This window comes from Streptomyces sp. NPDC047880 (assembly GCF_040706515.1).
Lineage (GTDB): Bacteria > Actinomycetota > Actinomycetes > Streptomycetales > Streptomycetaceae > Streptomyces.
In genome coordinates this window covers 104,527-130,269 of sequence record NZ_JBEZOK010000009.1, presented here as the reverse complement: position 1 = coordinate 130,269, position 25,743 = coordinate 104,527, and the positions used below count along the sequence as shown (strand labels likewise).

General features: G+C 72.5%; 28 protein-coding genes, 1 pseudogene and 1 riboswitch. Of the genes and pseudogenes, 18 read left to right on the top strand and 11 right to left on the bottom strand.

Translation table 11 applies throughout. The annotated features are described in order from the left end of the window. Positions 1–118 precede the first annotated feature (118 nt). From AB0937_RS16510 to AB0937_RS16480, 7 genes are all read right to left on the bottom strand, one after another. Entirely contained in the window at positions 119–910 is a 792-nt protein-coding gene (locus tag AB0937_RS16510; RefSeq protein WP_366712373.1) for an urease accessory protein UreD, read from the bottom strand. After that, positions 907–1,584, bottom strand: a complete 678-nt coding sequence (ureG, locus tag AB0937_RS16505) for an urease accessory protein UreG (RefSeq protein ID WP_366712371.1) — start codon at positions 1,582–1,584, stop codon at positions 907–909. Before ureG ends, AB0937_RS16510 begins: the two co-directional genes overlap by 4 nt. Positions 1,585–1,699: 115 nt before the next feature. Further along, the gene (locus AB0937_RS16500; protein ID WP_366712370.1) at positions 1,700–2,374 is read right to left on the bottom strand and encodes an urease accessory UreF family protein; all 675 of its coding nucleotides are present in this window, start codon (positions 2,372–2,374) and stop codon (positions 1,700–1,702) included. Between the two features lie 10 nt (positions 2,375–2,384). After that, on the bottom strand, positions 2,385–4,106 hold the full coding sequence (locus AB0937_RS16495) for an urease subunit alpha (RefSeq protein WP_366712368.1): 1,722 nt from the start codon (positions 4,104–4,106) through the stop codon (positions 2,385–2,387). Then, the gene (locus tag AB0937_RS16490; protein ID WP_366712366.1) at positions 4,099–4,410 is read right to left on the bottom strand and encodes an urease subunit beta; all 312 of its coding nucleotides are present in this window, start codon (positions 4,408–4,410) and stop codon (positions 4,099–4,101) included. Before AB0937_RS16490 ends, AB0937_RS16495 begins: the two co-directional genes overlap by 8 nt. A gap of 11 nt (positions 4,411–4,421) precedes the next feature. Beyond that, positions 4,422–4,724, bottom strand: a complete 303-nt coding sequence (locus AB0937_RS16485) for an urease subunit gamma (RefSeq protein ID WP_366712365.1) — start codon at positions 4,722–4,724, stop codon at positions 4,422–4,424. 113 nt (positions 4,725–4,837) lie between these two features. Beyond that, the gene (locus AB0937_RS16480; RefSeq protein ID WP_366712364.1) at positions 4,838–5,479 is read right to left on the bottom strand and encodes a TetR/AcrR family transcriptional regulator; all 642 of its coding nucleotides are present in this window, start codon (positions 5,477–5,479) and stop codon (positions 4,838–4,840) included. 140 nt (positions 5,480–5,619) lie between these two features. Between AB0937_RS16480 and AB0937_RS16475 the strand changes: the two genes are divergently transcribed. Continuing rightward, on the top strand, positions 5,620–6,612 hold the full coding sequence (locus AB0937_RS16475; protein WP_366712363.1) for an ABC transporter permease: 993 nt from the start codon (positions 5,620–5,622) through the stop codon (positions 6,610–6,612). A 113-nt stretch (positions 6,613–6,725) separates the two neighbouring features. Here the strand turns inward: AB0937_RS16475 and AB0937_RS16470 are convergent, their stop codons facing one another. Continuing rightward, the gene (locus AB0937_RS16470; RefSeq protein ID WP_366712362.1) at positions 6,726–7,013 is read right to left on the bottom strand and encodes a type II toxin-antitoxin system Phd/YefM family antitoxin; all 288 of its coding nucleotides are present in this window, start codon (positions 7,011–7,013) and stop codon (positions 6,726–6,728) included. 91 nt (positions 7,014–7,104) lie between these two features. Between AB0937_RS16470 and AB0937_RS16465 the strand changes: the two genes are divergently transcribed. The 4 genes from AB0937_RS16465 to AB0937_RS16450 all read left to right on the top strand — a co-directional run bounded on the left by AB0937_RS16465 (position 7,105) and on the right by AB0937_RS16450 (position 9,791). Continuing rightward, positions 7,105–7,740: an ATP-dependent Clp protease proteolytic subunit gene (locus AB0937_RS16465; protein WP_366712360.1), complete on the top strand. Its 636-nt coding sequence runs from the start codon at positions 7,105–7,107 to the stop codon at positions 7,738–7,740. 6 nt (positions 7,741–7,746) lie between these two features. Next, positions 7,747–8,055: a hypothetical protein gene (locus AB0937_RS16460; protein ID WP_366712359.1), complete on the top strand. Its 309-nt coding sequence runs from the start codon at positions 7,747–7,749 to the stop codon at positions 8,053–8,055. Positions 8,056–8,391: 336 nt separating this feature from the next. Then, positions 8,392–8,604: riboswitch (cyclic di-AMP (ydaO/yuaA leader) on the top strand. Between the two features lie 3 nt (positions 8,605–8,607). Next, complete coding sequence (locus AB0937_RS16455; RefSeq protein ID WP_366712358.1) at positions 8,608–9,081, top strand: C40 family peptidase; 474 nt, start codon at positions 8,608–8,610, stop codon at positions 9,079–9,081. An 80-nt stretch (positions 9,082–9,161) separates the two neighbouring features. Next, positions 9,162–9,791 (top strand): DUF6328 family protein, encoded by a 630-nt coding sequence (locus tag AB0937_RS16450; protein WP_366712356.1) that lies wholly within the window; start codon positions 9,162–9,164, stop codon positions 9,789–9,791. Between the two features lie 192 nt (positions 9,792–9,983). Here the strand turns inward: AB0937_RS16450 and AB0937_RS16445 are convergent, their stop codons facing one another. Beyond that, entirely contained in the window at positions 9,984–10,442 is a 459-nt protein-coding gene (locus AB0937_RS16445) for an ATP-binding protein (protein WP_366712355.1), read from the bottom strand. Positions 10,443–10,655: 213 nt separating this feature from the next. Here AB0937_RS16445 and AB0937_RS16440 point away from each other — a divergent pair, with 213 nt between their 5' ends. Both AB0937_RS16440 and AB0937_RS16435 read left to right on the top strand, forming a co-directional pair. Then, positions 10,656–11,516: a helix-turn-helix transcriptional regulator gene (locus AB0937_RS16440; protein WP_366712353.1), complete on the top strand. Its 861-nt coding sequence runs from the start codon at positions 10,656–10,658 to the stop codon at positions 11,514–11,516. A 9-nt stretch (positions 11,517–11,525) separates the two neighbouring features. Then, positions 11,526–11,756 carry a DUF397 domain-containing protein gene (locus AB0937_RS16435; protein ID WP_366712352.1) on the top strand — a complete coding sequence of 77 codons (231 nt, stop codon included), beginning with the start codon at positions 11,526–11,528 and terminating at the stop codon, positions 11,754–11,756. Positions 11,757–11,807: 51 nt separating this feature from the next. On the opposite strand, the gene AB0937_RS16430 is transcribed toward AB0937_RS16435, so the two are convergent. Next, positions 11,808–12,935: an 8-amino-7-oxononanoate synthase gene (locus AB0937_RS16430; RefSeq protein ID WP_366712350.1), complete on the bottom strand. Its 1,128-nt coding sequence runs from the start codon at positions 12,933–12,935 to the stop codon at positions 11,808–11,810. 150 nt (positions 12,936–13,085) lie between these two features. On the opposite strand from AB0937_RS16430, the gene bioB reads away from it, so the two are divergent. From bioB to AB0937_RS16405, 5 genes are all read left to right on the top strand, one after another. Further along, positions 13,086–14,261, top strand: a complete 1,176-nt coding sequence (bioB, locus tag AB0937_RS16425) for a biotin synthase BioB (RefSeq protein WP_366712348.1) — start codon at positions 13,086–13,088, stop codon at positions 14,259–14,261. Next, positions 14,254–15,570 carry an adenosylmethionine--8-amino-7-oxononanoate transaminase gene (locus AB0937_RS16420; protein WP_366712346.1) on the top strand — a complete coding sequence of 439 codons (1,317 nt, stop codon included), beginning with the start codon at positions 14,254–14,256 and terminating at the stop codon, positions 15,568–15,570. Before bioB ends, AB0937_RS16420 begins: the two co-directional genes overlap by 8 nt. Position 15,571: 1 nt before the next feature. Then, positions 15,572–16,297 carry a dethiobiotin synthase gene (gene bioD, locus AB0937_RS16415; RefSeq protein ID WP_366712344.1) on the top strand — a complete coding sequence of 242 codons (726 nt, stop codon included), beginning with the start codon at positions 15,572–15,574 and terminating at the stop codon, positions 16,295–16,297. Positions 16,298–16,350: 53 nt separating this feature from the next. After that, the gene (bla, locus tag AB0937_RS16410) at positions 16,351–17,274 is read left to right on the top strand and encodes a class A beta-lactamase (protein ID WP_366712343.1); all 924 of its coding nucleotides are present in this window, start codon (positions 16,351–16,353) and stop codon (positions 17,272–17,274) included. Positions 17,275–17,551: 277 nt separating this feature from the next. After that, complete coding sequence (locus AB0937_RS16405) at positions 17,552–18,226, top strand: class I SAM-dependent methyltransferase (protein ID WP_366712342.1); 675 nt, start codon at positions 17,552–17,554, stop codon at positions 18,224–18,226. On the opposite strand, the pseudogene AB0937_RS16400 reads toward AB0937_RS16405, so the two are convergent. Further along, positions 18,227–18,340: pseudogene (locus tag AB0937_RS16400) on the bottom strand (fic family toxin-antitoxin system, toxin component); the annotation flags it as partial. A 105-nt stretch (positions 18,341–18,445) separates the two neighbouring features. Here AB0937_RS16400 and AB0937_RS16395 point away from each other — a divergent pair. From AB0937_RS16395 to AB0937_RS16370, 6 genes are all read left to right on the top strand, one after another. Beyond that, positions 18,446–19,267, top strand: a complete 822-nt coding sequence (locus AB0937_RS16395) for an ABC transporter ATP-binding protein (RefSeq protein WP_366712341.1) — start codon at positions 18,446–18,448, stop codon at positions 19,265–19,267. A 4-nt stretch (positions 19,268–19,271) separates the two neighbouring features. After that, positions 19,272–21,839 carry an FtsX-like permease family protein gene (locus tag AB0937_RS16390; RefSeq protein WP_366712339.1) on the top strand — a complete coding sequence of 856 codons (2,568 nt, stop codon included), beginning with the start codon at positions 19,272–19,274 and terminating at the stop codon, positions 21,837–21,839. A gap of 55 nt (positions 21,840–21,894) precedes the next feature. Beyond that, the gene (locus AB0937_RS16385) at positions 21,895–22,320 is read left to right on the top strand and encodes a GNAT family N-acetyltransferase (RefSeq protein WP_366712338.1); all 426 of its coding nucleotides are present in this window, start codon (positions 21,895–21,897) and stop codon (positions 22,318–22,320) included. 176 nt (positions 22,321–22,496) lie between these two features. Continuing rightward, positions 22,497–23,837: a hemolysin family protein gene (locus AB0937_RS16380; RefSeq protein ID WP_366712336.1), complete on the top strand. Its 1,341-nt coding sequence runs from the start codon at positions 22,497–22,499 to the stop codon at positions 23,835–23,837. Further along, positions 23,834–24,847: a hemolysin family protein gene (locus tag AB0937_RS16375; RefSeq protein ID WP_366712334.1), complete on the top strand. Its 1,014-nt coding sequence runs from the start codon at positions 23,834–23,836 to the stop codon at positions 24,845–24,847. The genes AB0937_RS16380 and AB0937_RS16375 overlap by 4 nt, the downstream gene beginning before the upstream one ends. 110 nt (positions 24,848–24,957) lie before the next feature. Continuing rightward, on the top strand, positions 24,958–25,737 hold the full coding sequence (locus AB0937_RS16370) for an SGNH/GDSL hydrolase family protein (RefSeq protein ID WP_366712333.1): 780 nt from the start codon (positions 24,958–24,960) through the stop codon (positions 25,735–25,737). The last annotated feature ends 6 nt before the right edge of the window (positions 25,738–25,743 follow it).

The following is a 25,743-nucleotide window of genomic DNA, read 5'->3' as shown; positions in this document are numbered from 1 at the left end:
CGTACCTCGTCGAGATCAGTACGGAGGATCCTCCCGGTTGTGCGGTCCCTGACAAAAGGGTCGGGCGTCCTTCTTTGCCAATCCGATAAACGGAGAGGTGATTCTGCTCTACGGACGCCTAGGCCCGCGGGAGCGACGCGAGGGCCTCGTGGAGCAGCCGGCGCAGCCGGAGGGCGTCCGGCGCCACCGCGGTCACCAGCGCGGCGGGCCCGGCGAGCGGCACCAGCGAGGCCCCCTCCCCCAGCACTGCGGCCGTCACCGGCTCGGCGGCGAACTCCGGCCGCACCACCAGCAGTTGACCGACTGCGCGATGCCCGGCCAGCACGGCGGGGCCGTCCCAGCCGCCCGGCGCACCGGGCCCGCAGGCCAGTTCCTGGTCGAGCACGGCCTGTCCGGCGACGCGCACGGTCAGACGGCTCGTGAGCCGGCCGGGTTCCTCACCGACGCGCCCGAGCACCTGTTCCTCGCGCAGCACGAGACGGGCCGTGGCGGCGAGTTCGACGCGTGTGGTGGCATACAGGTCACTGCCCTGGGCGGAGATCAACTGCTCCGGCAGCCAGTGCAGTTCGCCCTGGCCGGCGACGGTGAGCCGGACGTCGTACCGGGCGTCGCCCTTGGTCTGTCCGGGCAGTGCGATGGTGGCCGCGGCCGACCCGACGGACAGGCGCGCACCCTCCTCCACCCGGCCCTCCACGGTGAAACGGTCACCGCCGAGCGGCCCGCTCATCGCGCCCACCAGCATGACCCTCGCCCCGGCGCCGACGGCCCGGGTACGTCGCAGCGCCAGGGGCCCGTCGCTCTCCAGCACGGGCAGGGAGGTCCCGCCCCGCCCGTCGTCCCGGGCGACGATCCGCGCCACGGACCGCACACCGGCACCGGCACCGGCACCGGCACCGGCACGCAGGCTCACGCGGTCCACTCGGCGAGCCGCGACCGCACCCACGCGGCGACGTCCGCCACCCCGGCCTCGCTGCGCAACGACTGGAAGGCCACCGGCAGTTCGGCCCGTTGCGCCTTGGCGTCGGCGGCCATCCGGGCGAGGTCGGAGCCGACGTACGGGGCGAGGTCGGTCTTGTTGACGACAAGCAGGTCGGCGGTGGTCACGCCCGGCCCGCCCTTGCGTGGGATGTCGTCGCCGCCTGCCACGTCGATGACGAAGATCTGCGCGTCGACGAGCCCCCTGGAGAAGGTCGCGGTGAGGTTGTCCCCGCCGGACTCCACGAGCACCAGGTCCAGCGGCCCGGCCGCGTCCTCCAGGTCCTCCACCGCCTCCAGGTTGGCGGAGATGTCGTCCCGGATCGCGGTGTGCGGGCAGGCGCCCGTCTCCACGGCGGTGATCCGCTCGGGCGGCAGCACGGCCTCGCGGAGCAGGAACTCGGCGTCCTCCCGTGTGTAGATGTCGTTGGTGACGACGGCGAGCGACAGCTCGTCCCTGAGCGCCCGGCAGAGCGCGGCGACGGTGGCGGTCTTCCCGGACCCCACGGGGCCGCCGAGCCCGATGCGGAGCGCTCTGCGGGTGCCGTCGGGGCGGTGGGCGTCCGCGCTCACGGTGGTGGGGCCGTCGTGAGTGTGGTCGAGGTGCATGTGCGGCTCCTTGAAGGTGGGTGGTGGGCGCTGGTGTGGAGTGCGGGTGGGTGGGCGCTGGTCGCGCAGTTCCCCGCGCCCCGGGGGGGCGGTCTGCACGGCGTTCGGAGGGCGGCTACGAGGCGAACAGCCGTACCGGCCACCCCGCGTGCGCCTCCGCGCCGATCTCCAGCAGCGGCGCCGACCCGGCCGGCAACGCTTCGGGCCCCTCGGCGACCGCCTTCCGGGCCGCCTCCACCGCCCGGTCCGCGACCCGGTCCACCTCCGGCGCCAGCCGGGCCAGCACCCGCGTCGCGTCGAACGGATCCAGACTCAGCAACCGCACCGTCGCCGAGGCGGGCCCGCTCACACTCTCGTACGCCGCGCAATAGGCCGCGTCAACCGGTCCCAGCCCCGCCGCCCGCGCCGCCAGCCCGAGCACCACGGGCTGATGGGCGCCCTTGGGGAACTCGCGCCCCAGTACGTCCAGTTCGGTGGACGGCCAGGTCGCACGGGCCGCCCGCAGCAGCTGCCGCCCCAGTTTGCGCGCGGCGACCCGCAGGGCGGGCGACGGCGTACGGGCGTCCGCGGCACGGTCGAGCGCGACGGGGTCGATCCCGAGGGCGGCAGCCGCCGCGAGGCCCGCCGCGACCAGCCCCGCCGTGTGCAACCGCCCCCGGCAGAACGCCTCCAGACTCGTCGCGCCCTCGATCCGCCCGGCCTTGACCGCCGCCTCGGCACCCCCGGAATGCGCATGACCCCCGGCGGGAAACCGTCCATCGGCCAGGACGAGCAGCGCTGCACGCGACATCAGACCACCCTCAGAACAGGAAGTACCGCTGAGCCATGGGAAGTTCGGCCGCGGGCGCCGCCTCGACCAGCTCCCCGTCGATGTGCACGGCGAAGCTGTCGGGATCGACCCGCACCTCGGGCCGCGCGTCGTTCTCGCGCATGTCGGCCTTGGTGACCCCGCGCGTCGACTCGATCGCCGCGAACCGCTTCCCCAGCCCCAGCCGCTCCGGCAGCCCGGCCTCGAGGGCCAAGGGCGCGACGAAGTTGACGGAGTTGGACGCCGGTGCCCGCCCGATCGCCCCGTACATGGGCCTCGGCAGGATCGGCTGCGGTGTCGGGATCGAGGCGTTCGCGTCGCCCATCTGCGCGTACGCGATCTGCCCGCCCTTGATGACGAGTTGCGGCTTGACGCCGAAGAACGCCGGCTCCCAGAGCACCAGGTCGGCCAGCTTGCCGCTCTCCACCGATCCGATCTCCCGGGCCAGCCCCTGGGCGAGCGCGGGGTTGATCGTGTACTTGGCGACATAGCGACGGACCCTGCGGTTGTCGGCCCGTCCGTCTCCGGGCAGTGCGCCCCGCCGCCGTTTCATCACGTGGGCGGTCTGCCAGGTCCGCATGACGACCTCGCCGACACGCCCCATGGCCTGGGAGTCGGAGGAGATGATCGAGATCGCGCCCAGGTCGTGCAGCACGTCCTCCGCCCCGATCGTGGACGGCCGGATCCGGGACTCGGCGAAGGCCAGGTCCTCCGGCACCGCGGGGTTGAGGTGGTGGCAGACCATCAGCATGTCGAGGTGTTCCTCGGCGGTGTTGACGGTGAACGGCCGGGTCGGGTTCGTGGAGCTCGGCAGCACGTACGACTCGGAGACCACCGTCATGATGTCCGGCGCGTGCCCGCCGCCCGCGCCTTCGGTGTGGTAGGCGTGGATGCCCCGCCCGGCGATCGCGGCGAGGGTGTCCCCCACGAACCCGGCCTCGTTGAGGGTGTCCGTGTGGATGGCGACCTGGATGCCCGTCTGCTCGGCGACGGTCAGCGAGGCGTCGATGACCGCCGGGGTGGAGCCCCAGTCCTCGTGCAGCTTCAGGCCGAGGGCGCCGCCGCGGATCTGCGACAGCATCGCCTCGTGGGAGACGGTGTTGCCCTTGCCGAGCAGGCCGATGTTGAGCGGGAAGGCCTCCATCGCCTCCAGCATCCGGGCGAGGTGCCAGGGGCCGGGCGTCACGGTGGTGGCCTTGGAGCCCTCCGCGGGGCCCGTGCCGCCGCCCACGAGAGTCGTGATGCCCGAGGAGAGCGCCTCGTCGGCGATCTGCGGGCAGATGAAGTGGACGTGCGCGTCGATCGCACCGGCCGTGAGGATCCGCCCGTTGCCGGCGATGACCTCGGTCTCCGGGCCGATGACCAGATCGGGGTGGACGCCGTCCATGGTGTCCGGGTTGCCGGCCTTGCCGATGCCCGTGATCCGGCCGTCGCGGATACCGACGTCGGCCTTGACGACCCCCCAGTGGTCGATGATCACCGCGCCGGTGATCACGGTGTCCGGGGTGCCCTCCGCGCGGGTGGCCCGGGCCTGGCCCATGGACTCGCGGATGACCTTGCCGCCGCCGAACACGGCCTCGTCACCGGCGAGTCCGGGGCCGCCGGAGCGGTCCTCCTCGATCTCGACCAGCAGATCGGTGTCGGCGAGGCGGATCCGGTCGCCGGTCGTCGGGCCGAACAGGTCGGCGTACGCGGCACGCGAGATCTCAGGCATCGAGGGCACCTCCGGTCTCCCCGCGCAGGCCGGGCACCACACGGGCGCCGGCCAGCGGAACGAGTTCCACGTCGGCGGGGATCCCGGGCTCGAAGCGCACGGCGGTGCCGGCGGCGACGTTCAGCCGTTTGCCGCGCGCGGCGGCGCGGTCGAACTCCAGGCCGGGGTTGGCCTCGGCGAAGTGGTAGTGGGAGCCGACCTGCACGGGCCGGTCGGCGGCGTTGAGGACGGTCAGCCGGGTGACCTCGCGGCCCTCGTTGCAGGCAATCGGGTCGTCGGCGAAGAGGAACTCTCCGGGAATCACGGCTTCTCCCGTCAGACGATCGGCTCGTGGACGGTGACGAGCTTGGTGCCGTCCGGGAAGGTGGCCTCGACCTGGACGTCGTGGATCATCTCCGCGATGCCCTCCATGACGTCGTCCCTGGTCAGGAGCTTGCGCCCGGAGGACATGAGTTCGGCGACGGTACGGCCGTCCCGGGCGCCCTCGAGGATGTGCGAGGTGATGAGCGCGACCGCCTCGGGGTGGTTGAGCTTCAGCCCGCGGGCCCGGCGCTTCTCGGCCACGTCGGCCGCCACGTGGATCAGCAGTCGTTCTTGCTCGTGCGGGGTCAGCTGCACGTCCCACCTCACAGTCGTCGCTCCGGGCCGTGCGGGGCCCGGTTGCCGCGGCCACGGGGCAAAGTGCCAGGTGGCGTGGATCGGCAGGCTAATTGGACCGCGTTTCGGGCACGTTAACCGCGCTGTGATCCATCGGTGTCCTCGTCCCGCATGCCCATCAGGGCCCGCAGGCCGTGCTGGAGGACCTCGACCGGGGCGGGCCCGAAGAGGGACTGCTGCGCGATGAACCCGAGCACGGAGGCGATCATCGTCCGGGCCACGTGGTCCGGCGCCACGTCCGCCCGCATCATGCCCGCCTCCTGATACCCCTCGACGACCCTCCCCCAGGCCGTGCGGACCGAGCCGTAGCCCTCCCGCAGGACCGCCGCCAGCTCTTCGTTGCGCAGGGTCTCGGTCCACACCTGGATGACGAGCCGCGGAAAGGCGGGCCGGCCGTCGACGACCAGGGACTCACGCGCGGCGAGTGTCCTGCCGAGGACCGAGGCGACGAGTTCGTCCGGCGGCGGGGGCGGGCTCTGCCGCGCCGCCTCCTCGAAGGCCTCGCGGACGGAACCGAGCGTCTCGGCGACGATCGCGCCGATCAGCTCCTCCTTGCCGCTGAAGTAGCGGTACACCGCCCCGGCCGAGAGGTCGACCTCCTTCAGCACGTCCTGCATGGACGTGGCGTGGAAGCCATTGCGGGCGAAGCAGAGCGCGGCGCCGTCGAGGATCTGCCGGCGGCGGGCGTCGAGATGTTCCTGGGACACGCGAGCCATGATCCCCAAAGTAAAACGAATATTCATTCTTGACAAGGCGCCGCCCACGGAGCACGGTGAGGGCAGCGCAAAAAACGAACGATCCTTCTTTTTAGCGTTCCCGTTCCGCTCCCCGGTTCCGCTCGCTCAGGAGACCCCTCATGCCTTCCCGCAACCGACATGTGATCGCGGTCGTCGTCCTCGTGCCCGTCCTGGCGGCCCTCGCCCTGTGGGCCTTCGCCTGGCCCGCCTCTCGCATCGCACCCCGCGACCTGCCGCTGGGCGTGGCCGGGCCACCCGCGGCGGTGACCGGGGTCGAGCGGCAGCTGGAGCGGCACGAGGGCGCGTTCGAGATCCACCGCTACGCCGACGAGACCGCCGCCCGGGACGCCATCAAGGACCGGAGCGTGTACGGCGCGGTCGTGGTCACCCCCCAGGGGCCGGAACTGCTCACCGCGTCGGCGGCCGGACCGGCTGTCGCACAGCTCCTCCAGCAGGCCGTGGCCGGGCAGGCCGCCGCCGAGGGCACCCAGGTCCGGACGGTCGACGTCGTGCCCACCCCGGCCGGCGATCCGCGCGGCGCGGTGCTCAACGCCGCCGTCCTGCCCCTCGCCCTGGCCGGTATCGCGGCCGGCGCGGTGGCCACCCTGCTGGGGCTGCGCGGGGGCCGGGCCGTGCTCGCGCTGCTCGGTGCGTCCGCCCTGGTGGGTGTGGTCGCGGCGGGGATCGCGCACAGCTGGCTCGGGGCGCTCGGCGGCGCCTGGTGGACGGAAGCCGGCGTGCTCGCGCTGTCCACGCTGGCCGTCAGCGGCGCCGTCGCCGGACTCGCCGCACTCGTCGGCCCCGCCGGCACGGGCATCGGGGCCGCCCTGGTGATGCTGGTCGGCAACCCCTTCTCCGGCGCCACCTCGGCCCCGCAGATGCTGCCGGAGCCGGCCGGTGCGATCGGGCAGTGGCTGCCGCCCGGCGCGGGCACGTCGCTGCTGCGCTCGGTGTCGTACTTCGACGGCGCGGCGGCGTCCGGCCCCGTCATGACCCTGACCTGGTGGGCGGCGCTCGGCCTGGGCGCGGTACTGCTCGGCGGCTCGCTCCGGGCGCGGAACCAGGGCAGCGAACCCGCGGCCGGCCGTCGGGAGCTGTCGCCGGTCGGCTGACCCCGCCCGTCGCGTTTCACGGGCACGGAGCGACCGTGCGTCCCCGCCGCAGCGGGCGGGGACGCACGGTCTTCACGTCGGCCCGGGCTTCTCACATGCCCGGGGCGGCCGGTCTACGCCGGGCCGGCCCTGCGGTGCTCCGCCGCGATGCCGAACCGCTGTGGCTCGCCCGGAGCGGACGCGACCTGACGGACCGTGGACACCGCGCTGATCACCTGCTCCTCCGTGGCCTCCGCGAGCTCCTGACCCTCCTCGAGACGCCGCAGGTCATCGGCCGAGACGAGGGCCACGAGGGGCTTGCCGTGCCGGGTGACGACGACACGTTCCCCGGCGTACACCACGCGGTTGATCAGGTCGGCGAGCTCAGCCCTGGCTTGCGTCACCGGAATCTCGTAGGCCATGTCCCCATCATACCGTCACGTACGTCCTGTACATTTTTTACAGAGACGGCTGTCGCTGGAGACAGCCGCGCCCGCGAGGAGGGGGTTCGCCATGATCCGACCGTCCGCCCGCCATGCACTGCCCGAGTTCACCGAACGCACGGGGTCCGGGCACCGGACGATGGACCCGTACTCGAAGCTCCTCGAGGAGCGGATCGTCTTCCTCGGGGCGCCGGTGGACGAGACCTCGGCGAACGACGTGATGGCCCAGTTCATGCACCTGGAGCACCAGGCCCCGGAGCGCGGCATCTCGCTCTACATCAACTCCCCCGGCGGCACCTTCCACGCGATGACGGCGATCCACGACACCATGCGGTACGTCTCCTGCGACGTGGAGACAATCCTTCTGGGCCAGGCCGGAGCCGTCGCCTCGGTGCTGCTGGCAGCAGGGACACCCGGCAAGCGATTCGCGCTGCCCGACGCGCGCCTGGTGATCCATCAGCCAGAACTGCCCGGGCCGATCCGGGGCCAGGCGAGCGATCTGGCCATCCAGGCGGCGGAGCTGACGCGTGTCCGGGGCCGGATGGAGGAACTGCTCGCGCTGTACACGGGCCGCACCCGCGAGCAGGTGAGCGCGGACATCGAGCGGGACATGGCCCTCACCGCCCAGGAGGCGGTCGCGTACGGACTGGTGGACGGCATCATCCCCGGCCGTAAGGCCACCCTCGTCCCGCCGACCGGGCAGTGAGCCCCGATGCTCCCGCCCGAACTGCCACCGCTGCCCGCCCTGACACGCGCCGAGGCGGAACTGATCGACCGTTACCTCGACGTGGTCGACCTGCTCGGCCGGATCAACCCGGCCCGGGACGGCGACACCTACCGCGGCCTGCGCGCCGCCCAGGCCCTGGTCGGCAAGGCGACGGCGCTGCGTGACGCACTCACCCTGATGCACCAGCGGGGCGAGACGGAACTGCACGCGCAGACCCTGGCCCGGGCGCTGCGGGTGCTGGACGGGGAGCGGCGCACGGCCCGGCTCACCCTGCCTCCGGAGTCCGTCACTTGACGCGGGGTCGTCGGGCCGTTCGCCCGCCGCGTCGGCGGAGCGTCGGGAGGTGAGTTGAAACGGACCAAAAGACGTACCTCTGATCGGAGTAGGCGGGAGACCGATTTCGGGAGCGTTCCGGTTGCGCAACGCGCGGGGGCACAGGGCGCAATGGGGCATTCCGTCGCTGGTCCGGCGGTCCGCGAACCCGTGGACAGCGGCGCGAACGCACACGTGTCCACCCGAACGGGTGAGTGGTGAGTAACAACACAAATCCCCGGTTCCGTTGGGAAATCCGGACAGGCATGCGCCAAGATCCCTGACTGACGACAAGCCCCCGCCGCTGTGGCGGGGCGATCCGGGCGGACGCCGAGTCCTGCCGCCGCCCGGATGACCGGTCGACAGGAGTGGATCGGCAGGAGTGGAGGACCCAAGTACGACGGGTCGCCGGGACGGTCACGCCATGACCGGACCCGAGCAGCCCTTGGGGTGAAGCCGCGTCAGCGGCCGGGCAACTTTGTCAGCCCGAATCCGACAGGTCATCCTTCACAGGCGGCTGACGAAGGGTTGCGCATGACTGCGCTCAATCGTGTCCCGTCGCTCATGGCCCGGGCCGGCACCGCCTCGGCGCTCACCATCGCCGCGGTGGGCGGCTCGATCGTGGCACCCGGCTTCGCCCCCGACGCCGCGGCAGCCACGCCGGCGACCAAGGCACTCCAGATCGCGGCCTCGAAGAAGGGTGCACCTTACAAGTACGGGGCCACCGGTCCGCACCGGTTCGACTGCTCCGGGCTCACGCTCTACTCGTTCAAGAAGGCCGGCAAGAAGCTCCCCCGCACGGCTGCCCAGCAGTACAACAAGACCCGCCACATCTCCGCCAAGAACCGCAAGGCCGGAGACCTGGTGTTCTTCCACTCGGGCAGCAACGTGTACCACGTCGGCATCTACGCGGGTAAGAACAAGCTCTGGCACTCCCCGAAGAGCGGGGACGTGGTGCGGCTCCAGAAGCTCTGGACCAAGAGCGTCTGGTACGGGCGCGTGAAGTGATCCGCCGGCGTGCGGCTGCGTCCTGACGCGCCGCCGCACGCCGGAGCGTGACACGGCCTCGGATGGATACCCGTCACCCCATGGCCGAGCACCGCCCCTGCACCGCGCGCAACGAGACCCCGCTGCAACGCGCCGACCGCAACTTCGTCGAGCTGCTGCAGGAACTGCGCGTCACCCAGACGGGCGTACAGATCCTCTTCGCCTTCCTGCTGTCGCTGGCCTTCACCTCGCGTTTCGAGGACCTCGACACGATCCAGCGCGTCACCTACGTCGTCACGCTGCTGCTGGCGGTCCTGGCCGCCGCTCTCTTCACCGCGCCTGCCGCGCTGCACCGCTCCCTGTTCCAGCAGGGTGCAAAGCCCCGCATCGTGCAGGTCTCGTCGCGCCTGGCCACGACCGGCCTGAGCGTGCTGGTGTTCGCGTTGAGCGGCTCCGTGCTGCTGGTGGTCGACGTGACCACGGGCCGGGCCGGCGGGATCATCGCGGGCGCCGCGACCTTGCTGGTCTGCGTCGGCCTGTGGGGGGTTCTTCCGCGACTGGTGCGACGGGCGGGGCTGCGGCGGGAGGCGGACGGTGCCGGGGAACGGACCGAGGAGGAGCCGGAAGGGGGCGGCGCCGGGGTCCCCGCACCACTTCGGCGCACCGTGGGGCAGCCGTCAGGGCTTCGAGGAGCGCAAGCGCGCCGGGAGACGCCGGTACGGCATCGGTGACGGCCGCGGGCTCCGGCGAGCCGAAGGGTGCGGAGCGGGCGTCGTAGCCGTCGGGGTGGCCCGGATGTGGGTCGCGCGGGCCGAGGTGCGCCGTGCACCCGCCGGGAGGTCTTTCAGGTCCTGCCGGTGAAGGGTCCAGCCCTGCTGGGGGTCTCGTCCTGCCAAGGGTCTTTCATGCCGTGTCGTGACCGGCTACGGCTCCTGCCGGGCCGCCGTCGTCATCGGCTGGACCGGGACGGCCCACGGAAGCTCGATCGAGATGGTCTTGCCTCCCTCACGGGTGCGGCGGATGCGCAGTCTGCCGCCGCACTCGGCGGTCAGCCAGCGGATGATGACCAGGCCCCGGCCGTTGTCCTGCTGGACGGCCGCGGGCAGGCGTCTGGGAAAACGTGGATGACTGTCGGTGACACCGATCCGCAGCCGTTCGTCCCGTTCCAGTTCGACGTCCACGGTGAACGTGGGCGACTGGCCGAAGGTGTGCTGGACTGCGTTGGTGGCGAGTTCCGAGACGATGAGCCGGACGGTGTCGGACACCTCCGTGTCCGCCGGCAGGCCCCACTCCGCCAGCGTGCTCACCACATAGGCACGCGCGGCGGAGACCGAGGCGGGATCGCTCGGCAGAGTGACGGATGCTTCCAAATGGTCTGCCATGGCGACCTTGTCCCTTTCCTGCGGGACCGCAGTCCGACACGGAGCGGATGGTTCGAGTACGGTCCCGGACTGGTGCTTGGTCGCCAGACTGCCACCAGAACACCCGTCAAGGTCGTCGATCCGCCAAGATATGCATATATCTGTCGCTCAAAGCGGTGAACTCTGCGACGCGAGACCGTATTTGGGTGGCTCCGAAGGAGTAAGGAGGAGCCCATGCAGCACGGTCCCGCGGTGCGCCGCCGGAAACTGGGCGCCGAACTGCGTGCGCTGCGCTCCTCGGCGGGGCTCACGAGCGGTGAGGCGGCCCGGCAGGTGGGCTGGCACCAGTCCAAGGTCAGCCGGATCGAGACGGGCACGAGCGGGGTGAAACCGGCCGACGTCCGGTCACTTCTCGACGCCTACGGGGTGGCGGATCCCCAACTCCGCGAACTGCTGATGGTGTTGGCGGGCTCCGACGACAACGGTGGCCGACACCACTGGTCGCACGCCTATCGCGGCGCGCTGCCCCCGACGTACCGGGATTTCATCAGCCTGGAGTCGCAGGCCGGCGCGATGCGCACGCTGGAGACCACCGTCGTACCCGGCCTGCTCCAGACGCCCGAGTACGCGCGTGCGGTGACGAGGGCCGCGGTGGAGGGACTCTCCGAGGACAGGCTCGACACGCTGGTCGAGGTGCGGCTGGCCCGGCAGGACGTGCTGCGCGCGGATCCCCCACTGGAACTGAGCGCCGTTCTCGACGAGGCCGTGCTGCGGCGGGAGGTGGGCGGGCCGGGCGTCATGGCCCGTCAGCGGGAACGACTGATCGAAGCGGCCCGGCTGCCCCAAGTGCGCCTGCAGGTACTGCCGTTCGCCGCCGGGGCGCACATCGGTGTCACTGGACCTTTCGTTATCTTGTCATTTTCGAGCACTTCTGATCTGGACGTGGTTGTTCTCGACCACTTGACGAGTAGCCTCTACCTCGAACGGAAAGAAGACCTCCAGGCCTACACGGAGGCCTTCAACGCCCTTCAGATCCACGCCCTTTCGCCCGAGGACTCGTTGGATTTCATCGCCGGGACAGCCACCGGCGCGTAAGGAGGCACCATGCGTGCACTGCCTCGTCACGTCCCCTCAAGCATCGAACTGGACGGTGTGCGGTGGTTGCGCAGCAGCTACAGCACCGGCGCGAACAACTGCGTCGAGACCGCCTGTCCGGACGGCCCGCCCTGGGCCGGGCTGCTCGCCGTGCGGGACTCCAAGGACCCGGCCGGGCCCGCGCTGCTCTTCTCCGCGAGGAGCTGGGCGGCCTTCGCGGCCGGGGTGGACCGTATGTGACCTCGGTCGATCAGACCGTCGTCGTGCGACGCACGGCCGTGTCACGCCGACTCATGGCCGCGTCTCGCCGATCAGCCGTACAGCGCGTTCGATCTGCTGACCGGTCAGGTCCGCGCGTGCGGTCAGCCTGAGCCGTGAGATGCCGTCCGGCACGGAAGGCGGCCGGAAGCACCCCACGGCCAGGCCCGCCGCGCGGCACTGTGCCGCCCAGCGCACGGCGTCCTCGGGAGAGGCCGCCCGCACCGAGACCACCGCGGCATCCGGACGCACCGCTTCCAGACCCGCGGCGGTCAGGCGTGCGTGCAGTTCGCCCGCCACCGCCCGGGCTCGTGCCGCCCGCTCCGGCTCGCGGCGCAGCAGCCGCAGGGCCGACAGGGCAGCCCCCGCCGCCGCGGGGGCGAGACCGGTGTCGAAGATGAACGTCCGGGCCGCGTTGACCAGGTGCTCGACGACCCGGGCCGGGCCGAGGACGGCTCCGCCCTGGCTGCCGAGCGACTTGGACAGGGTGACCGTCGCCACGACGTCGTCCGCGCCCGCGAGCCCCACGGCGTGCACGGCGCCACGGCCTCCGTCGCCGAGAACGCCCAGCCCGTGGGCGTCGTCCACGACCAGTCCCGCACCGTGCTCCCGGCAGGCCTCGGCCAGGGCGGCGAGGGGGGCCGCGTCGCCGTCGACCGAGAAGACCGTGTCGGACACGGCGATGGCCGTGCCCTCGTGGGTGGCCAGCGCCTTGCGCGCGGCGTCCGGCTCGGCGTGCGCCACGACCTGGGTGGTACCGCGGGCGAGCCGGCAGCCGTCGATGAGCGAGGCGTGGTTGCCCGCGTCGGAGACGATCAAGGAGCCGTGCGGGGCCAGCGCGGTGACCGCCGCGAGGTTGGCGGCGTACCCGGAGGAGAAGACGAGAGCCGCCTCGAAACCGCAGAAATCGGCCAGTTCCCGTTCGAGTTCGGCGTGCAGTTCGGTCGTGCCGGTGACGAGCCGGGAGCCGGTCGCGCCGCCGCCCCAGGTCCGCGCGGCCCGGGCCGCGCCCTCGGCGACCTCCGGGTGGCGGGCCAGTCCGAGGTAGTCGTTGCTCGCCAGGTCCAGGAGCGGTGATTCGGCCGGACGGGGGCGCAGAGTCCGTACGAGTCCGGCGCGGGCGCGCAGCTCCGCCTGCTCGTCGATCCAGCCGAACGCCATGCGTGGTCCTCCGGGGAATTTGTAGGCAGTGCACAGACACTAGCGGGACCACCAGCAGGTCAGTGTGTGGCAATACCCACACCTCGAAGCGACTCTGTTGTGCGAACTCTCCTTTGCCCCGGGCACCTCCTTAGGACAGGATCGGCTTCCATGGACCTGCTGAACACGCTGGTGGACAAGGGGCTTCGGCGCGAGCTGCCGACCCGCGACGAGGCTCTGGCCGTCCTCGCGACGTCCGACGACGACCTGCTCGATGTGGTGGCCGCGGCCGGAAAGGTGCGTCGGCACTGGTTCGGCCGACGGGTGAAACTGAACTATCTCGTCAACCTCAAGTCCGGCCTGTGCCCCGAGGACTGCTCCTACTGTTCGCAGCGGCTCGGCTCGACCGCCGGGATCCTCAAGTACACCTGGCTGAAGCCCGACCAGGCGTCCGACGCCGCGGCTGCCGGGGTGGCCGGCGGGGCCAAGCGGGTGTGCCTGGTGGCGAGCGGACGCGGCCCGACCGACCGGGACGTGGACCGGGTCTCCGAGACCATCAAGGCGATCAAGGACAACAACGAGGGCGTCGAGGTGTGCGCCTGCCTCGGCCTGCTCTCGGACGGCCAGGCGGAGCGGCTGCGCGAGGCCGGTGCCGACGCCTACAACCACAACCTCAACACGTCCGAGGCGACGTACGGCGAGATCACCACCACGCACACCTACGAGGACCGCGTCGACACCGTGCAGAAGGCGCACGCGGCCGGTCTGTCCGCCTGCTCCGGGCTGATCGCGGGCATGGGCGAGACGGACGAGGACCTGGTGGACGTGGTCTTCTCCCTGCGTGAGCTGGACCCCGACTCGGTTCCGGTCAACTTCCTGATCCCGTTCGAGGGCACCCCGCTGGGCAAGGAGTGGAACCTGACCCCGCAGCGGTGCCTCAGGATCCTGGCGATGACCCGCTTCGTCTGCCCGGACGTCGAGGTGCGGATCGCGGGCGGCCGCGAGGTCCATCTGCGCACGATGCAACCGCTCGCCCTGCACCTGGCCAACTCGATCTTCCTCGGCGACTACCTCACCAGTGAGGGCCAGGCCGGCAAGGCCGACCTGGAGATGATCGCGGACGCCGGGTTCGAGGTGGAGGGCACCGACCAGGTGACCCTGCCCGAGCACCGGGCCGCCGGAGGCTGCCACGACGGTGGCGGCGTCTGCGGTTCCGGGGGTGGCGGAGCCTGCGGCTCCGACGCCGCCCCGGAGGCCTCCGAGCCCCGTACGGCCGCCGATGCCCGTACCGACCTGGTCGCCGTGCGCCGCCGGGGCGCCGGAACGGACCTCGCGCCCAATGCCTGAGCTGACCGCCCCCGAGCTGCTGGAGCTCGACCGGCGGCATGTGTGGCATCCGTACGGCCCGATGCCCGGGCGTCAGGAACCGCTCGTCGTGGAGTCGGCGAGCGGGGTGCGGCTGCGGCTCGCCGAGGGCTCGGGACTGCCGGGCGGTCCGGGAGAGCCGGACGGTCCGCGCGAGCTGGTCGACGGGATGTCGTCCTGGTGGTCGGCGATCCACGGCTACAACCACCCCGTGCTGAACGAGGCCGCCCGCGAGCAGCTCGGGCGGATGAGCCACGTGATGTTCGGCGGGCTCACCCACGAGCCCGCCGTCCGGCTGGCGAAGCACCTCGTCGACCTGTCACCCGAGGGCCTGGAGCACGTCTTCCTCGCCGACTCGGGGTCGGTGTCGGTCGAGGTCGCGGTCAAGATGTGCCTGCAGTACTGGCGTTCGCTGGGCCGCCCCGGCAAGCAGCGGCTGCTGACCTGGCGCGGCGGCTACCACGGCGACACCTGGCAGCCCATGTCGGTGTGCGACCCGAAGGGCGGGATGCACGACCTGTGGACCGGGGTGCTGCAGTGTCAGGTGTTCGCCGACCCGCCCCCGGCGGAGTACGACGAGGCGTACGCCGAGCAGCTGCGGTCACTGATCGAGCGGCACGCCGGTGAGCTGGCCGCGGTGATCGTCGAACCGGTGGTGCAGGGCGCGGGCGGGATGCGGTTCCACTCCCCCGCGTATCTGCGGGTGCTGCGCGAGGCGTGCGACGCGCACGACGTGCTGCTGGTGTTCGACGAGATCGCGACCGGATTCGGCCGTACGGGCGCGCTGTTCGCGGCGGAGCACGCGGCCGTCACGCCCGACGTGATGTGCGTGGGCAAGGCGCTGACCGGCGGTTACCTGACGATGGCGGCGACGCTGTGCACCGCGCGCGTGGCCGACGGCATTTCGCGGGGCGAGGTGCCGGTGCTCGCGCACGGCCCGACGTTCATGGGCAATCCGCTGGCGGCTGCGGTGGCCTGCGCCTCGATCGAGCTGCTGCTGGGTCAGGACTGGCTCACGGAGGTCAAGCGGATCGAGTCGGGGCTGCGGGACGGGCTCTCGGCCGCCTCGGACCTGCCGGGGGTGAAGGACGTCCGGGTGCTCGGCGCCATCGGGGTCGTCCAGCTGGACCACGCCGTGGACATGGAGGCGGCGACGGCGGCGGCCGTGCGCGAGGGCGTGTGGCTGCGGCCGTTCCGCGATTTGATCTACACCATGCCGCCGTACGTGACGGGCGACGCGGACCTGGCGCGGATCGCGCGGGCCGTCCGCGCGGCGGCGCGGGAGGGATGACATGCCGGTACTGGTGATCACGGGCACGAACACGGAGGTCGGCAAGACGGTCGTGACCGCGGCCCTCGCGGCGACGGCCCTGGCCGCCGGCCGCTCGGTGGCCGTGCTGAAGGCGGCGCAGACGGGCGTGCGGCCGGACGAGCCCGGGGACGCCGCCGAGGTGGCGCGCCTCGCGGGCGCGGTGACGACGGCCGAACTCGCCCGGTACCCCGAACCGCTGGCCCCGGCCACGGCGGCGCGCCGGGCCGGCCGGGCCCCGGTCCATCCGCACGAGGTCGCGGAGGCCGCCGCCAAACTGGCCACCGAACACGACCTGGTACTGGTCGAGGGCGCCGGCGGACTGCTCGTCCGGTTCGACGCGGCCGGAGGGACGCTGGCGGACGCGGCCCGGCTGCTGTCGGCGCCGGTGCTGGTGGTGGCGCCCGCGGGACTCGGCACCCTCAACGCCACGGAGCTGACGACGCGTGAACTGCGCTCCCGGGGGCTGGACCCGGCCGGGATCGTGATCGGGAGCTGGCCGACGGCCCCGGACCTCGCGGCGCGCTGCAACCTCGCGGACCTGCCGGACGTGGCCGGAGCCCCGCTGCTGGGTTCCGTCCCGGCCGGGTCGGGCGCCCTGTCCCCCACCGCCTTCCGTGCGGCCGCGCCGCACTGGCTGGCGCCCCGGCTGGACGGCTCGTGGGACGCGGAGGCGTTCCGGGTACGGGAGGCACCCGAGGCGTTCTGAGGGGCCGGGGAGGCGGAACCGGCGTGACCGTGATCGCGTGTTGGTGTACGACCGTGATCACCTCCGAAGGGACCACCTTGCACACGAACGGATTACGCCCGTCCCGCCGTACGGCCCTCGTGCTGGGCACGGCCGCCGCTCTCCCGCTGGGCGGTGGCACGGCCCACGCGTCGGCCGGCACCGCCGGTGTCACCGCGCGGCTGCGGGAGCTGGAGCGGGAGCACACCGCGCGGCTGGGCGTGTACGCCCGCAACCTGCGCACGGGCCGGACGGTGGCCTACCGGAGCGACGAGCGCTTCCCGATGGCCTCGCTGTTCAAGACGCTCGCCGCCGCGGCCGTCCTGCGCGACCTCGACCGCGACGGCGAGTTCCTGGCCCGGCGCGTCCACTACACCCAGGGGTACGTCGGGAAGTCGGGCTTCTCCCCCGTCACCAAGGACCACGTCGCGACCGGCATGACCGTCGGAGAACTGTGCGACGCCACCATCCGCTTCAGCGACAACACCGCGGGCAACCTGCTCCTGAAGGAGCTGGGCGGGCCGACCGCCGTGACGCGGTTCTGCCGCTCGACGGGTGACCGCGTCACCCGGCTGGACCGGTGGGAGCCCGAGCTCAACTCCGCGGAGCCGTGGCGCGTGACCGACACGACCTCCCCGCGCGCCATCGGCCTGACCTACGCCCGGCTGGTGCTCGGCGACGTGCTCGAGCCCCGGGACAGGGCCCGGCTCACGGACTGGCTGCTGCGCAACACCACGAGCGTGGAGAGATTCCGCAAAGGTCTGCCGGCCGGCTGGCTGCTCGCCGACAAGACGGGTGGCGGGCAGTACGGCAGCAACAACGACGTGGGCATCACCTGGCCGCCGGACCGCCCGCCGATCGTGCTGTCGGTCCTGACCACGCAGCCGGAGGAGGACGCCGCGGCCGACAACCCGCTGGTGGCCCGGACGGCCGCGCTGCTGGCGGCGGAACTCGGCTAGGGTCTTTCGTTCGGATCACGCCCCCGACGCGAGGACCGGCACGCGCCCGTGCGGCGTTGTCGTCGGTCGCCGGCGCTCCGCGTCGGCTCCGGCCGTCGGGGCCGAAGGCGACGGAACCTCCTTCCGCCGTGCAGCCGCACGCACCGGCGCCGCGCGGGCCCTGCTCACGGCCCGCGCGGGGCCGGGTCCTCCCGCGGTGGGCAGCAGGGGTGCGGCGGGCTCCTGCGGGGGAGAATCACCCCAAGGCGTAAGGCCGGCCTCGTCAGGGAGGTTCCCCATGCCGCTGCGCTCCGGCAAAGTGCCACGGGATGCCGTGCACCATCCGCTGTTCGCCCGCTGCTACGCGAGGATCAGCGTGGCCGCCGAGACCCGGATGGGCATGGGCCGGATACGCGGGAGACTGCTCGACGGGCTGTCCGGGCGGGTGATCGAGATCGGCGCGGGCAACGGGCTGAACTTCGCGCACTACCCGGGCACCGTCGCGGAGGTCGTGGCCATCGAACCGGAGCGGCGGCTGAGGCGCCTGGCCGTGGAGGCCGCGCTGCGTGCCGGGGTACCGGTGGACGTGGTGCCGGGTGCGGCCGAGGCGCTGCCGGTCAAGAGCGAGGGCTTCGACGCGGCCGTGGTGTCCCTGGTGCTGTGCAGTGTGCGGGACGTCCCGCGGGCGCTCGGGGAGCTGCGGCGGGTGCTGCGGCCGGGCGGCGAGGTGCGGTTCTTCGAGCACGGCCGGGGTGGCGGCCGGGCCATGACCCTCACGCAGCAGGCGCTGGACCGGACGGTGTGGCCGGTGCTGAGCGGAGGCTGCCATGTGGCGCGGGAGCCGGTGCGGGCGCTGCGGGAGGCCGGGTTCGTACTCGGCCCCTACCGGCAGGTGCTCATGCCGGAGGAGGGGCCGAGGCTGCCGACCTCGTACTGCGTGCTCGGCACGGCGTGGCGCCCGGCCGACGGCTAGTCACAGGGTCCACCGGCGCAGCTCCCGCTCGATGTCCCGTACGGACGCCTCGCCGCTCCTGACCGGCCGGGCGAGGTCGCGGGCCTGTTCGGGCGCGGCGACGGCCTCGGCGCCCTGCGTGAACCGGAGTCCGACCCGCGGAGGATACCGAGTGTGGGCCGGGTCACATTACCCTCGGGCAGGGTCGGGGATCCTGACATCCAGCCAGAGGAGGCGGTCTTGTCCACACCTGCTGCGGAGCACGCTCCCGGCCTCGCGCCGGCCGACGGGATCGCGGCCCGCGCCCGCGGTCTCACCAAGGCGTACGGCTCGGGCGAGACGGCCGTGCTCGCACTCGACTCGGTGGACGTGGACGTCGTCCGGGGCCGGTTCACCGCCGTGATGGGCCCGTCGGGCTCCGGGAAGTCCACCCTGATGCACTGTCTGGCGGGGCTCGACACCGTCTCGGCCGGTCAGGTGTGGCTGGGTGACACGGAGACCACCGGGTTGCGGGAGCGCGAGCTGACGCGGCTGCGGCGGGACCGGATCGGGTTCATGTTCCAGTCGTTCAACCTCATCCCGACCCTGAACGCGCTGGAGAACATCACCCTGCCGATGGACATCGCGGGCAGGAAACCGGATGAGAAGTGGCTGGACCAGGTGATCGACACCCTGGGCCTGCGGGACCGGCTGGGGCACCGGCCCTCGCAGCTCTCCGGCGGGCAGCAGCAGCGCGTGGCCTGCGCGCGGGCGCTGGCCTCCCGGCCCGAGCTGATCTTCGCGGACGAACCGACCGGCAACCTCGACTCGCGGGCCGGCCTGGAGGTCCTCGGTTTCCTGCGCGAGGCGGTGGACCAGCTCGGGCAGACCGTCGTCATGGTCACCCACGACCCCGGCGCGGCCGCCCACTCGGACCTGGTGCTCTTCCTCGGGGACGGCCGGATCGTCGACGAGATGCGGCGCCCCACCGCTGAGGCGGTCCTGGAGCGGATGAAGAGGTTCGACGGGATCCGCACCCGCTCCGAGGACGCCGGCGCCCCGGCGTCGCCAGAGGAGAACTGAGCCCGTGCTCAAGGCGACCCTGCGGAGCTTCCTGGCGCACAAGGGGCGGCTGCTGCTCTCGGCGCTCGCCGTCGTGCTGTCCGTCGCGTTCGTCACCGGGAGCCTGATCTTCTCGGACACCGTCAGCCGCACCTTCGACCGGTTGTTCGCGTCCACCGCGGCGGACGTCACGGTCAGTCCGAAGGAGGACCTCGACGAGGCGGTGCCCTCCGGCAGGACGGCCACCCTGCCGGCCGCGCTCGCCGCACGGGTCCGGCAGATCGACGGGGTCGCGGCGGCCCGCGCCGATGTGAAGGTGAACGGCCTCACGGTCGTGAACGAGGACAACGAACCGGTGGGCCCGACCACCGGGGCGCCCACGCTCGGCAACGCCTGGAACCCGAACGAGCGCAGCCCCGTGCGGCTCGCCTCGGGCCACGCCCCGCGCGGCCCCGGCCAGGCGTTGCTCGACGCGGAGACCGCCGATCGCAAGGACGTGCGCATCGGCGACACCCTCACCGTCATCGCACCCCCCGGGTCGTTCAAGGTCCGGGTGGTCGGCATCGTCACGTTCAGGACGACGAATCCCGGCTCCGCGCTGCTCTACTTCGACCCGCCCACGGCGCAGACCAAGTTGCTCGGCCGGCCGGGGACGGCGACCAGCATCTCGGTCGACGCGGCTCAGGGGGTCGGCGACGACCGGCTCAAACAGCGTGTGGCCGGTGCGCTCGGCGCGCACACCTACGACTTCAGGACGGCCGGCGAGCAGGCCGAGTCGGACGTCGAGCAGCTGGGCGGGTTCCTCGACGTCATCAAGTACGTGATGCTCGGCTTCGCCGGGGTCGCCGTGCTGGTCGGCGTGTTCCTGATCGTCAACACCTTCTCCATGCTCATCGCCCAGCGCACCCGTGAGCTGGGCCTGCTGCGCGCGCTGGGCGCCGACCGGCGTCAGGTCCGGGACTCGGTGCTGACCGAGGCCCTGCTGCTCGGGCTGGTCGGCTCCACCCTGGGGCTCGCCGCGGGCATCGGTCTGGCGGCCGGGCTGATCGGGCTGATGGGCCTGCTGGGCATGAACATCGACGCCGACGAGATGGAGATCGGCTGGGTGACCCCGGTGGCGGCGTACGTCGTCGGGCTCGGCGTCACCTTCGTCGCCGCGTACCTCCCGGCCCGCCGTGCCGCGGGCGTCTCCCCGATGGCCGCCCTCTCGGACGCCGAGGTCGCCGGGGCGGGCCGGCCGCTGCGGGTGCGTGCGGTGGCGGGCGCGGTCGCCGGGGCGGCCGGGGCGGCGGCGCTCGCGGGCTGCGCGGTGTCGGAGCAGACGTCGTCGGCGGCTTCTCTCCTGGGTCTCGGCGTGGTGCTCACCCTGATCGCGACGGTGATCGCCGGGCCGCTGCTGGTGCGGCCGGTGATCCGGGTGCTCGGCGGGGCCTTCCCCGCCCTGTTCGGCTCGATCGGCCGGATGAGCCAGCGCAACGCCCTGCGCAACCCCCGCCGCACCGGAGCCACCGCGGCGGCTCTGATGGTGGGGATCGCGCTGGTCGGTGGGATGTCGGTGGCGAGCGAGTCGATGACCGCCTCGTTCGACCGGCAGATCGACAAGACGCTCGGCGCCGATTTCGTCGTCCAGAACAGCAACTTCCAGACGTTCCCCCGGGAGGTCACCGACAAGGTGCGCGGCACCGACGGTGTGGGCCTGGTCGTGCGCGGCAGGTTCACACCGGTTGCGGTGCGCCTCCCCGACGGCGACCGCGTGGAGACCACGGCGGCGGGTTACGGCCCGCGGCTCGACGAGGTCGCCAACATCACGTACGCGCAGGGCGACTCGGCGGCCGCGCTGGCGAGCGGGCACCTGGCCATGGACCGGGACTTCGCACGCGACCACGACGTCCGCGTGGGGAGCACCCTCCCCGTGGAGTTCCCGGGCGGACGCTCGGCCCGGCTGACGGTCGGCGCGCTCACCGACCAGGACGCCGCCGAGGGCTTCGGCACCCAGGGCGGGCTGTTCTTCGGCCTGGGCACCCTGGAGCGGTACGCGCCGGGCGGACAGGACTCCGCGCTGTACGTCAACGCCGCCGCCGGCACGCGCGACGACGCGCTGCGCGCGGGCCTGGAGAAGACCCTCGATCCGTATCCGCAGGTGCAGGTGCGGGACCAGGCCGACTACAAGCGGCTCGTGCACGACCAGATCGCCGTCCTGCTGTACCTGGTGTACGCCCTGCTCGGGCTGGCGATCATCATCGCGGTGCTGGGCGTGGTCAACACGCTCGCCCTGTCGGTCGTGGAACGCACCAGGGAGATCGGCCTGCTGCGGGCGATCGGGCTGGCCCGGCGCCAGCTGCGGCGGATGATCCGGCTGGAGTCGGTGGTGATCGCGGTGTTCGGCGCCGTGCTCGGGCTCGCGCTGGGGCTGGTGTGGGGTGTGTGCATGCACCAGGTGCTGGCGCTCCAGGGCATGACCGCCCTCGCGATCCCGTGGCTCACGATCGTCCTGGTGGTGGTCGGCTCGGCGGTGGTCGGGGTGGTGGCGGCGCTGCTGCCGGCGTTGCGCGCCTCCCGCATGAACGTCCTGGCGGCCATCGCGCACGAGTGACGTCCGGATGGTGAAACGGTCTGCCGCGGGCAGGTGCCGATGCTGTGATCATGCGATGACCGACTTGCGCATCCGGGCCGCGACGCCCGAGGACATCGACGCCGTGCTGGCCTTCTGGAAGGTCGCCGCCGAGGGCACGAGCATCAGTGACGACCGCGGCGGAGTGGAGCGGCTCGTCGCGCGTGACCCCGAGGCGCTGATCCTCGCCGAACGGGGCGGCGTACCGGCCGGCACGGTGATCGCCGGGTTCGACGGCTGGCGCTGCCACCTGTACCGGCTGGCCGTGCACCCGGACCAGCGCCGCCGGGGCATCGCGACCGCCCTGCTCGCCGCCGCGGAGGAGCGGTTCGTACGGCTCGGCGGGCGCCGTGCGGACGCGATGGTGCTCACGCGCAACGAGAGGGCGCACCGGACGTGGGGAGCGGCGGGTTACGGGGCAGAGGAGCAGTGGCGACGCTGGGTGAAGCCGCTCACCGAGTAGGCGCGGCCACGAGGGGGTGATCGCGCCCGGAAGAGGACTTTGCCCATCCTTTACCCTTGAATGGCCACTCGGTCCGGCATGAAAGGTTGTGAGCCTCCGCCCATGGGCGAGCCTCCCCGTGCGCGACACCGCGCGTTCCGCCCCGTCCTGGAGAACCATGGAACGGGGGTGAACCGATGACCGAAGTGCTCCTGCTCCTGGCGGCGATCCTGCTCTCGCTCGCCTGCGGTGCCTTCGTCGCGGCCGAGTTCTCCCTCACCACGGTCGAGCGCGCCGAGCTCGAGCAGGCCGTGGAGCGCGGCGAGCGGGGTGCGCACGGCGCACTGAAGGCCGTACGGAGCCTGACGTTCCAGCTCTCCGGGGCGCAGCTCGGCATCACCGTCACGAACCTGGTGGTCGGCATGCTCGCCGAGCCGTCGATCGCCGCCCTGATCGCCGGGCCGCTGGAGGACCTCGGCGTCTCGCGCTCGGCGTCGCACAGCATCGCGCTGGTGATCGGCACCGCCCTGTCCACGGTGTTCCTGATGGTCGTCGGCGAGCTGGTGCCCAAGAACTGGGCGATCTCCTCGCCGCTGACGGTCGCCAAGACCGTGGGCAACGCCCAGCGCTGGTTCAGCGCCGCGTTCAGGCCCTTCATCACGCACCTGAACAACACTGCGAACCGGGTGGTGCGCCGGATCGGAGTGGAACCGGCCGAGGAGCTGGCCTCGGCGCGCGGGCCGCAGGAACTGGCCGCCCTCGCCCGGCACTCCGCCAAGGAGGGCGTCCTGGAGGCGGACACCGCCGAGTTGTTCGTGCGGACCCTGAACCTCGCCGACCTGACCGCGGAGAACGTCATGACACCCCGCGTGCAGGTCGTCGCGCTGGAGGTGCAGGCGACCCTGGAGGACGTGGCGAACGCGACCCGGGCGACGGGTCTGTCCCGGTTCCCCGTCTACCGCGGGACCCTCGACTCGGTGGTCGGAACGGCACACGTGAAGGACGTGCTGGCGGTGCCCGCCGAGCGCCGGACCCGGATCTACGTCTCCGAGCTGATGCGCGAACCCCTGCTGGTCCCGGAGACGCTCACCGTCGACCGGCTCCTGGACCGGCTCTCCGGCAAGCGCACGATGGCCGTCGTGATCGACGAGTACGGCGGCACGGCGGGCGTGGCCACGCTGGAGGACATCGTCGAGGAGGTCGTCGGCGATGTGCGCGACGAACACGACCCGCACGAGACGCCCGACCTGGCCGCGGCCGGCACCGACGAGTCCGGGCACGCGCTGTACTCGGCCGACGGCTCCGCGCGCGTGGACCAGCTGGAACGGATCGGGCTGCGCGCGCCGGACGGGCCCTACGAGACGCTCGCCGGGCTGGTGGCGACGGTGCTCGGCCGGATACCGGCCGCCGGTGACACCCTCGAGGTCGCCGACTGGCACCTGGAGGTCCTGGACGCGACAGGGCGCCGGGCGGCCCGGGTGCGGCTGCGCGCCCCCCTCGACGACCGTCGGCCCCACGAGAAGGGGGTGGAGCTGTGACCGCCGTCCAGCTGCTGATCGGACTGGCGACGCTCGTCGTCAACGCGTTCTTCGTGGGTGCCGAGTTCGCGCTGATCTCCGTGCGCCGCAGCCAGATCGAGCCCTACGCCGACCAGGGCGACCGGCGCGCCAAGAGCGTGCTGTGGGGCCTGGAGCACGTGTCCGCCCTGATGGCGGCCGCCCAGCTCGGCATCACGCTGTGCACGCTGGTCCTGGGTGTGGTGGCCGAGCCCGCGATCGCGCACCTGCTGGAGCCGGTCTTCCACGCGGTGGGCGTGCCCGCGGGGGCGGGACACGTGGTGTCCTTCGTGATCGCGCTGTCCCTCGCGACCTATCTGCACATGCTGCTCGGCGAGATGGTGCCGAAGAACATCGCGCTCGCCGAGCCGGTGCGCAGCGCACTGGCGCTCGGACCGCCGCTGGTGGCGCTGTCCCGCGCCCTGCGCCCGGTGATCTTCACGGTGAACGCGTTCGCCAACGCCCTGCTGACGCTGCTGCGCGTGGAGGCCCGGGAGGAGGTCGCCGCCTCCTACTCGGACGCCGAGATAGCGCGGATCGTGAAGGACTCCAGCGAGGCCGGCCTGATCGACGACCGCGCCCAGGAACGCCTGCGCGACGCGCTGGAACTGGGCCGCCGCCCGGTGCGGGACGTGGTGCTGCCGCTGGAACGCGTGGTGTACGCGAGCGTGGGGGTGACCCCGGAGGAGCTGGAGCGGCTGTCGGCGGAGTCCGGGTTCTCGCGCTTCCCGGTGGTGGACGACGGGCGGCGGATCGTCGGCTACCTGCATGTGAAGGACGCCTTGGACGCCGCCGGGCGCACCACGCCGTTCCGGCTGCGGGACATGCGCCCCATCGCGCGCGTACGGGAGCACACGCCGCTGGACGACGTCCTCACGGCGATGCGGGGCAGCCGTACCCACCTCGCGGCCGTTCTCGGGGCGGACGGGCGGCTGGCCGGTCTGGTGACCATGGAGGACGTCCTGCGGGAGCTGTTCGGGCAGCGGGCGTGAGGAACCGGGCCCGGCGGGCCGCGGGAGCCGTCCGGTCGGCGGGCCCCGGAGCCGGTCCTGCGGGACCGACCGACTGATGGGTATGTGCACGGGATACCATTTCCGTCGCCATGCAGACGAATCCCACGTACAGCAGCCTGGTCGCCCTCGGCGACTCCTTCACCGAGGGCATGTCGGACCTGATGCCCGACGGCACCTACCGTGGCTGGGCCGACCTGCTCGCCGCGCGGATGGCGGCCCGCACGCCCGGCTTCCGGTACGCCAACCTCGCGGTGCGCGGCAAGCTGATCCAGCAGATCGTCGACGAGCAGGTCGACGTGGCGGCGGCCATGGGGGCCGATGTGATCACCCTGGTCGGCGGGCTCAACGACACACTGCGGCCCAAGTGCGACATGGGCCGGGTCCGCGGGCTCCTGGAGGAGGCCGTGGAGAAGCTGGCCCCCGCCTGCCGGCAGCTCGTCCTGATGCGCAGCCCGGGGCGTCAGGGCCCCGTGCTGCAGCGGTTCCGTCCACGCATGGAGGAGCTGTTCGCCTGCGTCGACGAGCTGGCCGCCCGGCACGGCGCGATCGTCGTCGACCTGTACGGCGCCCCCTCCCTGAGCGACCCGCGGATGTGGGACGTGGACCGGCTGCACCTGACGGCCGAAGGTCACCGCCGGGTCGCCGAGGCGGTCTGGCAGACGCTGGGGCACGACCCGGAGGACGCCGAGTGGCACACGCCGATGCCGGCGACGCTGCCGCCGGGCTGGGTGATGCGGCGGGTGGCGGACGCGCGGTTCGCCCGGCAGCACCTGCTGCCGTGGATAGGCCGCCGCCTGACGGGCCGCTCCTCCGGGGACGGACTGCCCCCGAAGCGGCCGGAGCTGCTGCCCTACGAGGACCCGGCGTAGCCGCAG